The sequence below is a fragment of the Niallia circulans genome, from assembly GCF_007273535.1.
In the GTDB taxonomy this organism is placed as follows: domain Bacteria; phylum Bacillota; class Bacilli; order Bacillales; family Cytobacillaceae; genus Niallia; species Niallia circulans_B.
Genome location: NZ_RIBP01000001.1, coordinates 1446891 through 1456738, shown reverse-complemented (window position 1 = coordinate 1456738; position 9848 = coordinate 1446891). Strand labels below are relative to the sequence as shown.

The 9848-nt window shown below is 38.0% G+C and carries 9 protein-coding genes and 1 pseudogene; 1 reads left to right on the top strand and 9 read right to left on the bottom strand.

Annotated elements, in window-relative coordinates:
- Together CEQ21_RS08025 and CEQ21_RS27470 are read right to left on the bottom strand one after the other, a co-directional pair.
- On the bottom strand, positions 1-1286 hold a 1286-nt coding region (locus CEQ21_RS08025), incomplete at its 3' end, for an aminotransferase-like domain-containing protein (RefSeq protein ID WP_185764029.1).
- A 197-nt stretch (positions 1287-1483) separates the two neighbouring features.
- Positions 1484-1609 (bottom strand): annotated as a pseudogene (locus CEQ21_RS27470) (excalibur calcium-binding domain-containing protein); the annotation flags it as partial.
- 802 nt (positions 1610-2411) lie between these two features.
- Between CEQ21_RS27470 and CEQ21_RS08015 the strand changes: the two are divergent.
- Positions 2412-3125 carry a CPBP family intramembrane glutamic endopeptidase gene (locus CEQ21_RS08015; RefSeq protein ID WP_185764028.1) on the top strand — a complete coding sequence of 238 codons (714 nt, stop codon included), beginning with the start codon at positions 2412-2414 and terminating at the stop codon, positions 3123-3125.
- Positions 3126-3186: 61 nt separating this feature from the next.
- Here CEQ21_RS08015 and CEQ21_RS08010 read toward each other — a convergent pair whose 3' ends face one another.
- From CEQ21_RS08010 to CEQ21_RS07980, 7 genes are all read right to left on the bottom strand, one after another.
- Positions 3187-3927 carry an amino acid ABC transporter ATP-binding protein gene (locus CEQ21_RS08010; RefSeq protein ID WP_185764027.1) on the bottom strand — a complete coding sequence of 247 codons (741 nt, stop codon included), beginning with the start codon at positions 3925-3927 and terminating at the stop codon, positions 3187-3189.
- Entirely contained in the window at positions 3924-4634 is a 711-nt protein-coding gene (locus CEQ21_RS08005; RefSeq protein ID WP_185764026.1) for an amino acid ABC transporter permease, read from the bottom strand. Before CEQ21_RS08005 ends, CEQ21_RS08010 begins: the two co-directional genes overlap by 4 nt.
- A 17-nt stretch (positions 4635-4651) precedes the next feature.
- On the bottom strand, positions 4652-5485 hold the full coding sequence (locus tag CEQ21_RS08000) for a transporter substrate-binding domain-containing protein (RefSeq protein WP_185764025.1): 834 nt from the start codon (positions 5483-5485) through the stop codon (positions 4652-4654).
- A 23-nt stretch (positions 5486-5508) separates the two neighbouring features.
- Positions 5509-6276, bottom strand: coding sequence for an amino acid ABC transporter permease (locus CEQ21_RS07995; RefSeq protein WP_185764024.1), 768 nt, complete (start codon positions 6274-6276; stop codon positions 5509-5511).
- An 18-nt stretch (positions 6277-6294) separates the two neighbouring features.
- Positions 6295-6858: a GNAT family N-acetyltransferase gene (locus CEQ21_RS07990; RefSeq protein ID WP_185764023.1), complete on the bottom strand. Its 564-nt coding sequence runs from the start codon at positions 6856-6858 to the stop codon at positions 6295-6297.
- 251 nt (positions 6859-7109) lie between these two features.
- Complete coding sequence (locus CEQ21_RS07985) at positions 7110-8174, bottom strand: LLM class flavin-dependent oxidoreductase (protein WP_185764149.1); 1065 nt, start codon at positions 8172-8174, stop codon at positions 7110-7112.
- 38 nt (positions 8175-8212) lie between these two features.
- Entirely contained in the window at positions 8213-9847 is a 1635-nt protein-coding gene (locus CEQ21_RS07980; RefSeq protein WP_235907202.1) for an ABC transporter substrate-binding protein, read from the bottom strand.
- Position 9848 lies beyond the last annotated feature (1 nt).

The window sequence follows — 9848 nt, the reverse complement described above, 5'->3', positions numbered from 1 at the left end:
TGTTCCAATAGTTTAATTTCATCAATGCCCATCTTTAACCTGCACCACAAGTGTATTCCGCCATGTGGAAAGAAATAATCAACTTGGTCTTGCAATAACTCTGTTATGCTTTTTATCATTATATCTCTTTTCTGTTCGAGCCTAATCTTTAAGGATTGAATATGCGTTTCAAAGTATTCAGAACGAAGAAATTCATTGCCTAACCACTGTGAAAAAATAGAATGTCCAAAATCAAATTGCTGTTTAGCATCGGAAAGTCTTTCAATAACTGGCTGAGGTCCGATTACCCAGCCAATTCTAAAGCCTGATGCGGCAATTTTGGTTAAGGAGCTTATGTACAATACATTTCCATTTTCATCTAAAGACTTCAATGATGCTGTATCTTCCCCTGTGTAGTTAAGGAGGCTGTATGGATCATCCTCCACAATCGGTATGCCAAACTCAGAGGACAAATCTAATATTCTTTTTCGTTTTGCGACAGACAGCAATGTTCCTGTAGGATTTTGAAAAATAGGGTTAAGAAAAATCATTTTTATTTGATGCTTTTTGTGCAGATCAATTAATTCCTCTGGGTTAATACCATTTTTGCTTATATCCAAATGAAACACATTCAGCCCTGCTGACTTGAATATCGGGAGACTGTAATGATAAGACGGATTTTCGATCACTACTGCATCTCCTGGCTTAAGCAAACACTCAATAATCAAGTGTATTGCCTGCTGTGCTCCAGAGGTAACGAGAATAGATTCTGGATTGGCATTAATCCCTTTATATCGCTTCACATGCTCTCCAATCGTTTCTCTCAGGCAGATATTCCCTTGAGGATGATCATAGCCTAAATGCCCTGAAAATTCTCCAGATTTAATAATCTTACGAACATATTCCTCTGGCATAAGTTCATCGGACAGCTCACCACTGGCAAAATTCACAAGACTTTCTTCTTCAGAAATATTTCTAATGTGCTGAGCAACAGGCATATTAGCCTGAAAAGACCCTCTTTCAATATACTTGTTCCAGCTTGGAATACGTTTTTTCGCAAGTCCCCAAATATCCTTGCTGACAACCGTGCCACTGCCTCTTCTTTTTTCCACAAGTCCATTTGCCTCAAGCTCTGCATACGCAGCAACAATCGTACTGCGGTTAACCTTATAAGCCTCTGCAAGCTTGCGCTCGGACGGTAATGGTTTATCAATCGGAAACAGTCCATTTTGGATGCCTTTTTCCATATAATCTGCAATTTGTTTATAAACTGCCTTACTGTTATTTTTATCTGGTTTCCATTCCATATTTTAAATCTCCAGCTATTATAGTTTTTTATACTAATCTTAATATATCACCCACTGTTTTCACCATCCACTTTAGAATAGAATAGACCCTCAATTAAAAAAAGACCAGGTTACAAAACCTGATCTTTCTACGATCAAAAACGGCCTGCGTTATGACCCTTTTCAACCGCTTTTTCTGATGCCTTTGTTATCTACTATTATCTTTCACAAGCATAGTTATCCTTGTCTCTATCCATTTTCGATTGATACGCTGGATGGGAAGAATCTACTCCATTTGGATATACTGCTCGAAGCTCCGTACAGTTTGCAAAGTACTCAGACCCACTGCTTGAAGATGTTGTACTCGCTGTAGTTTGGTTTGAAGATGATTGACTTGAAACATTAGCAGAAGCGGTTGTTGCTTCTTTTTTTGCGCTTGCTAAATCACCTTCTAAGTCACTTACATTATTCTTTAACGTTTTAATTTCCTTCTCTAAATCCGTTACATTATCTTCTAGCTTCTGTTTATCTTTTTCCAAGGACTCTTTTTGAACATTTAGATCCTTTTCCGCAGACGTGCCATCCTCTACCTTTGCGCTTAGTTCTTTATTATCTGCAGTCAATTCTTTATTTTTTGAAGTAAGTTCAACATTAGTAGACTCAAACTCCGTCAGTTTAGTGTTGAGCTTTTTAACTTCTGCCTGCAGTTTTGTATTAGCCTCTAAAGATTCATTTAATTTTTGAGTCTCTCCACTATCAATATATGGAACCCCTATAGAAAAAAATAAAATGCCTCCAATTAAAGGAATTAGTAGCAGAAGCTTAGAAATTCTCTTTTGTCTGTTTTTAAGCTTTCGAATAAAATGAAACACCAAATAACAAATAGCAAAAATAAAAAGAAATAAACCGATGTAAACCAATGATTCCAAAATTAAGCACCCCAATAAAATATAATAAAATGGTAATCTTTCTCTTACATGTTACTTTATTACTAGTTTTTCGGCTACTATTTTTCCCATAAATCTATAAAATTATTTCCAGAAAACTATTTACTACTGTTTGATACTGTTGTTACATACTAATTTCTATCAACTGGAAAAACAATTTAGTATAATTGTATTATTCTAGATTTAAGGAGATATGCAATTGAAGAAGCTCATCAAGAATAAATATATATGGTCATTTTTGACATACCTGTTTATCATGACAATTTTGCCAATCGGAATCCAACTGCTTTTGGATTTGTTTAGAGTGGGGACGACAAAGAGCATTTCATTTGGAAGTTACGAAATTAGTACCGCCATGATGAGCGTTATCCTTAACTTTCTCATTCTGTTTATCATCTTAGGCTTTATTATGTTCCTTTATTTCAAAACATCTTTATTTCAATGGAGAAAACCGATTATAAAGGGGAAGGATTTCCTTTATGCCCTTTTTGTTTTCATCGGAGGAAAATTTGTAACCGTCATTGTTATGGTCATTATTGCTTTGTTGTTTGGTTTAAATATGGAGGAAGCTCCCCAAAACCAACAAGCGGTAGAGGTATTAATTCATACTAGCTATATTACAATTATTCAAGTTACTATACTTGCACCTATAATTGAAGAATTCTTCTTCCGTAAAGTGATTATCGGCCATGTTTTTTCCAAATACAAATATGTGGGCCTTATTTTCAGCTCCCTTTTGTTTGGTGGAATGCATATGATGGCTGGTTTCTCTTTAACTGGAATGATTTTGTATAGCGGGTTAGGGTTTTTCTTAGGACTCGTGTATATAAGAACAAATCGGATCGAAACGTCCATTATTGCGCATGGTTTTAATAACTTAGTATCGTACTTATTAGTGCTGTTAATTAGATGAAAAAACTCCCTTTCTTCAAACAAAACAAAGCTTTATTTCCAACGAAATAAAGCTTTGTTTATTATCTTTCATAAGCAAAACGGGCTAGAAATTGCTTTGTCCGTTCCTCCTTTGTTTGTTCGAACACTTCTTTTGGAGTACCTTGTTCGACGATGACACCGTCCTCCATAAAGACGATTCTATCAGCGATATCATAAGCAAAGCTCATTTCATGTGTAACGATAACCATCGTTACTCCTTCTTCAGCAACCTTTTTAATTACCTCTAATGTTTCTCCAACAAGTTCAGGATCAAGGGCCGAAGTAGGCTCATCAAACAAGATAACCTCTGGATTAAGTGCCAATGCTCTTGCAATGCCGACACGCTGCTGCTGGCCGCCGGAAAGCTGGTGTGGATAGGAGTCTTCCTTCCCCTTTAAACCAACCTTCTCCAACAGCTCTAATGCCTTATTATATGCTGCCGCCTTTGACACCTTTCTTGCGATGACTAGACCCTCCATAATGTTTTCGATTGCTGTCCTATGAAGAAAAAGGTCATATTGCTGAAAGACCATTGCAGTTTTTCGGCGAATTTCCAGGATATCCTTGGAGGTCGCCTTTTTGAAGTGGACTTTTTTATCACTAATTGTTAGCTCACCGTCATCTGCCCGTTCAAGAAAGTTTAAGCATCTTAAAAAAGTCGTTTTTCCTGAACCACTTGGACCTAAAATGACAACAACCTCACCTTTTTTAATTTCCAAGTCAACGCCTTTAATAATTTCATTTTTACCGAACCGTTTGGAGATATTTTTAATTGTAATCATGCGAAGCTTCTCCTTTTGCTGCGGCTGAAATAACGCTCATAGCCGGATGATATCCCTTCCAGTGCTGCACACATAGGCCAGTAGATTAACGATACAGCCACATACGCTTCAAGGAAACGGTAGTTAACATTTGCCTCAATCAGAGCACCGTTTAATATATCCACAACCGAAACCATGGAAACTAATGAAGAAGCCTTAATAAGAGAAATTAATGTGCTGTTAATCATCGGAAAGGCGATAGGAAATACTTGTGGAATCACTACTCTCTTGATGACCTGCACTCTTGATAATCCTACCGAATAGGCAGCATCGAACTGACCCTTCGGAATGGCTGAAAGCGCCCCTCTGAATATCTCTGACAGACCGCTTGTTGCGTATAAGGTCAAGGCAAAAATCGCAACCCATCTCCTATCAATATTCTTAAAGCTTATGTCCCAGGACATGGACTTTGCCAGCTGTTCCAGCATGTCTGAACTGATAATATACGTAACCAATAAGATAAGAATGACGGGAATTGCTTTAAAAACAGTCACAAACCATTTGAAAAATGTGGAAAGGACAGGAATTTTATAAAATCGTACAAGTGCAATAACAAGACCAATAACAGATCCTAGCAGGAGCGGCACGAACCCTAACAGCAGCGTTGTTGGCAGATAATGCAATGCAGCTGTAAATGCCTTAAACATAAATGGGAAATCGAAGTCCATTTATACCTCCCCCTTTCTTATTTCGTATAATCTGCTCCAAGAATCTCTTCAGATATTTCGGAAAGCTTTCCTTCATCAATTAATTCTTCAAGGGCGCCGTCTATATCTTCCTGAAGCTTTGTATCATCTTTGCTGTAAAGATAATATGTTTTAGAAACATAGGCAGGCTCTCCTAATGTTTTTAAATCTGCTTTAAATTGCTCATTTAATTTGTTTACATCGAACTTAGTCAGCAATGTTGCATCTATTGTGCCTGTCTGAAGATCCTTGACAAGTACTTCATTTGATCCGCTGCCGTATACAATATTAATCTTCTTATCATGCTCTTTGTTGTATTGTTCCAATATATAGGCATGATTGCTTCCAGTTGATGTGTAAACTGTCTTTCCTGCCAAATCATCTAATGACTGGAAGTTGTTTTTTGAATTTGCATCAACAACAATATAGCTTGTATAATCTGTATAGCCTACTTTCCCATACAAATATTTGGCCTGTCTTTCATCATTGATTTCATACTGATGTGCTGCCAAATCAACTTTATTCGCATCAAGTGCTGGTAATATATTTTTAAATTCATATGACTCATATTTAAATTTATATTGTGGCAGCTTTTCATCAACTGCATCAAGAACTGCTTTTTCATAGCCTGTCAGTTTTCCGTTTTCATCTAAATAGACAAACGGCTGATAGGCATTTCCAGTTCCGACGATAATTTCTTTTGCATCAGAATCATTGTTCCCAACACTGGCACTTTCTGTGTTTTCACCTTTTCCGCAGCCTGCTAGTACTAATCCAAGCGCAGCAGTTATTCCAATAATCTTCCAAGTCTTATATTTCGGCAGTATTCTCATGCTATTTCCCACTTTCATCTGTTTTAATTTACTTTGTTTTTTCCATTTGGCAACAGCAGCAGCTTCTTACCATTTGGTAAAATTGGTGTTCTAATGCTTTTTTTGCTTCTTTTCGGGTACCGATATTTCTTTTCGATCAAACCAAACAACTGCTCTAAGCCAATGCTCAACACGATAAAGATAACAGCGGCAATGAAATAGCCTTCCATGACTCGATAGTATAAAGCCCCTAAAGTCTGAACCTTGCCCATTACATCTAATATTCCTAAAGAAAAGGCAAGAGACGTGTCTTGCAGCAGGTTGATAATAGACGTTCCAAGGCTCGGCATCGCTATCTTACTTGCTTGGGGTATCAGCACTCTTCGATAAGTCTGCCCTTTCGTTAGCCCTATTGAGGCTGCTGCTTCATACTGTGATGCAGGAACACTCAATAGGGAAGATCGGAAAATTTCAGAAAAGAATGCAGCTGCATTCAAGCCATAGGTTATATAGATGAAGTAGATTTTTTCCCACTGTGATAGGTCAATCCCAATAGAACCGAGCAAACTGGGAAGACCATAAAAAACGATGAACATTTGAACAAGTATTGGTGTTCCTCTTACAAAGGAAACATATACAATACATAATTGGCTTAATACAGGCACCTTTTCTATCCGGAGATAAGCAATCAGTAAACCTATAGCAGCTCCAATTAAGGTTGCGAATAATACGATCAAAAGGGTCGTAGGAAGGGCACTCAACACTTTTGGGAAAAGGGTAATAACGTATTCCCATTTAAAAAACTCTCCCATGGGCTGCCTCCTTTCTTGTTATACAGAAGTCTTTTCCGCTTTGGCATCGCTAAACGGCGGTGTCCCAAGAATATTTTCATCGAAGCGTTCTGGAATCAATACTTTATACATCAGAATCCCAATGTCGCCATCATTTTCATGCTGAAAATATTCCTTATATCCTTTCCGTTTGTACATATCCAAAAGCCAAGGATGCTTTTTGCCAGAAGTTCCAAGCGTAAAAGCAGGTGCCTTAAATGTGTCACGCAGCAGTGTATTTTCTACATATTCTAATAATTTATTTCCGATTCCCTGTCCGCTCAAGTCTGGTGCAGTAGCAAACCACCAAACAAATGGATAGCCTGACACTGGTGCTGTACTCTCCCACGGAAAGCGGATTGTTAAAGTCGAGATAAGTCTCCCGTCCCGTTCTAAAACAACAGCAGTAGAATTGACGATATTCTCTGTTACCATTTCTAGCGTGGCTCTTGTGGATGGCCAGTTGATGCCAAGTTCTCCAACCGACTTGAATGCACTAGACAATAATTCTAGAAATGCTGGGGCGTCTTCTTTTGTTGCGATGCGAAAGATATCTTCACTCATACAAATTCTCCATTCTGTGTATTTTTTTAAAGATATTGGTTTACTTCCTTCTAGTTATTGAAAGTCAAGTAGCATAATGCCAACCATTTGCGTAAGCCTCCGCTCCTTCCTTGTTCTTATCTATCTATATCCATGTATCCTGATTGGATATGTATAATATAATATGTTTTTCGCTTCTTGACTAATTAGTATTAATAAAGTGTTCATTCAATAAAACTAATAATCAATTAAAACTTATGTGTTTACTTGGTTTATAATCCGTTTGGGGCCACTTTTTTTGGTTCTTCCCAGATAAAATCAGGTATTTCCTTTCGTAAAACAGGCAGTACTTCCTCGGAAAACCGCTGAATTTGCTCCTTCTGTTCTGCTTCACTAAGACCATCAAGACTCAATCCTTGCACTTGATGGCCAAATGCTTCATGGTATAGCAGAATCTTTTCGATAATAGCATCTGCTGATCCGACTAAGGACGGTCCATTTTCAACATAGTCTTCTAAATTTTTAAATGGTGAATTATTATGCTTAGAAGCATCCGTATTCATAAAAGCATTATAATAGGGCCGATACTTTTTGATTGCCTCTTCCTTTGTGTCTGCAATATATAAACTGCCTGCCCCAGAGCCGATTATTGCCTTCTGCGGGTCATGACCGTAATATGCCAACCTTTCTTTATAATGGTCAATTAGCTGCTTATATTTTGCAATTGGGTGAAAGACATTGGAAGAAAATATCGGATCGCCGTTTTTAGCTGCTAGTTCGGTCGAAGCTGTGCTAGATGCACTTCCATGCCAAATAGGAATGCTCTTCTGATATGGTCTTGGCTCAATTGTGACATTCTGTAGTGGTGCTCGGTACTTGCCGCTCCAATTAACAGACTCCTCTGACCATAATCTTTTTAACAAATCATACCTTTCTGCAAGGGACTCCCATTGTTCTTCCTCTGTAATTCCAAATAGAGGGTAATGACGTGGATCATTCCCTTTTCCTATAATCAAATCTAGTCTGCCTCTTGATAATTGATCTACTGTCGCAAAATCCTCGGCAACCCGGACTGGATCCAAGACACTTAATACAGTTACGGTCGTCAACAAACGTATTTTTGTTGTTTTTGCGGCAATATTAGCAAGCACTACAGCAGGTGAAGAGGAAAGGAATGGCGGACCATGCCTTTCCCCAACTCCAAAGCCGTCAAATCCTTGCTTTTCAGCCAATACAGCTTGATTAATGACATTTTCCAGCTTCTGATGGGTAGTAAATGTTTCACCGCTGATTGGATTGGTGTTATTACTAATTAGCGAAAATAAGATAAACTTCATCATACTCCCCCATTTTCATCTTTTATTATGGTTTATTATTACTTATTAATAAAAACATCATTAAAAAGTGGGTATCCTTGTGAATCAAAAGTTAGACCTTCCACATCATTAGAGGTTGCTACAGTATATGGGAATACATAGATAGGAATAAAATATCCTTGGCCAATTAGTTTTTGCTGGACCTGTTTGTATAATTCCACTCTTTTGTCTGTATCTGTTTCTAGCTCGCCTTCTTCAAGCCACTGATCAATTTCATCGTCATGAAGTCTAGCAAGGCTCGACCCGCCATTTTCAGGAAGATTATCAGAATGGAAGAATAGACGAAGAACATCCGGATCTCCCGCTACCCTGCTGTTGCCGATAACATCATAATCATTACCATTTTTTGTAATATTATAGTATTCTGCTGATGTAGTAATCTCGAGTTTAACTCCTATTTCCTTTACTTGCTGCTGTATGATGGTAGCAATATCGTGACGCTTCTCCCTGTTGACATTACTGTCTATTAAGCGAAGTACCAGCTCTTTACCGTCTTTTTCTCTTACGTCTTCACTGTTTTTCTTCCAGCCAAGATTTTCTAAGCGTTTGTTTGCATCCTCTACGTCAACCTTGCCTGTATTTTCAAGTGATTTGTCATACCCTAATATGGTTGGTGTTATAACAGACCATGCCCGCTGATATGTTCCTAAATAGAGCGTATTGACGATATTATCGACATCAATTGTTTCTTGCAATGCAATTCTGGCATCAAGCTCGTTCCACGGTGCATTTTCTGGGTTAATAAACAAGCCATATGGCATGCCTGCCGTTTCTGTTTCAAAAATTTTCAAGTTGCCATTTGCTTTAATAGACTTCAAGTCTTGAGGCGGTACTGTTTCAACAGCATTCAATTGATTGCTTTGAACACTGCCAATTCTTGTTGCCTCTTCTGGAATAATTTTGTATATGAGCTTATCTAAATAAGCTTTTCCTTCATGTTCAGCAAATGGTGCCTTGCCTGTGTAATCATCGTATTTTTCCAACACAATTTCATTATTTTCATCCTGACTGACAAACTTAAATGGACCAGAACCGACTGGATTTGTTGCAAGCGACAATCCATACTTTTCAGCACCTTCTTTGGAAACAATCGCTAGTTTTGGCTGACTTAAATTACTTAAGAAGGTCGCTGCAGGCTCAGAGAAATGAATTTTCACGGTATAGTCATCCACCACTTCTGATGACTCATAATTTTCAATAAGTGCATAGGCACTTGCAGCCTTTGTTTCAGGATTTACAATGCGGTCAAAGTTATATTTGACAACCTCGGCATTAAATTTGCTGCCATCATGGAAGGTAACATCATCTCTTAATTTAAACGTGAAGGTTTTTTGATCATCTGAAACCTCCCAGCTTGTCGCAAGCCATGGTTCAATCTTGTTATCCTCTGTCTGGTAAACAAGCTTTTCATAAATGCTGTTATTCACCCTTGTTGAAACAGCCATTCCGCTAGTATGAGGATCAAGACTATCAGGCGGTGTTGCTAAGCCATAAACCAATTCTCCGCCTTCTTTAGGTACAGCATCTCCACTGGCAGATGTATTTTCATTTGATTGCTGGCAGGCTGTTAACAGCAGCAAAACTCCAAGCATATAAAATAAGATTGATTTTCGCAATCGAGTTAATCTCATCATC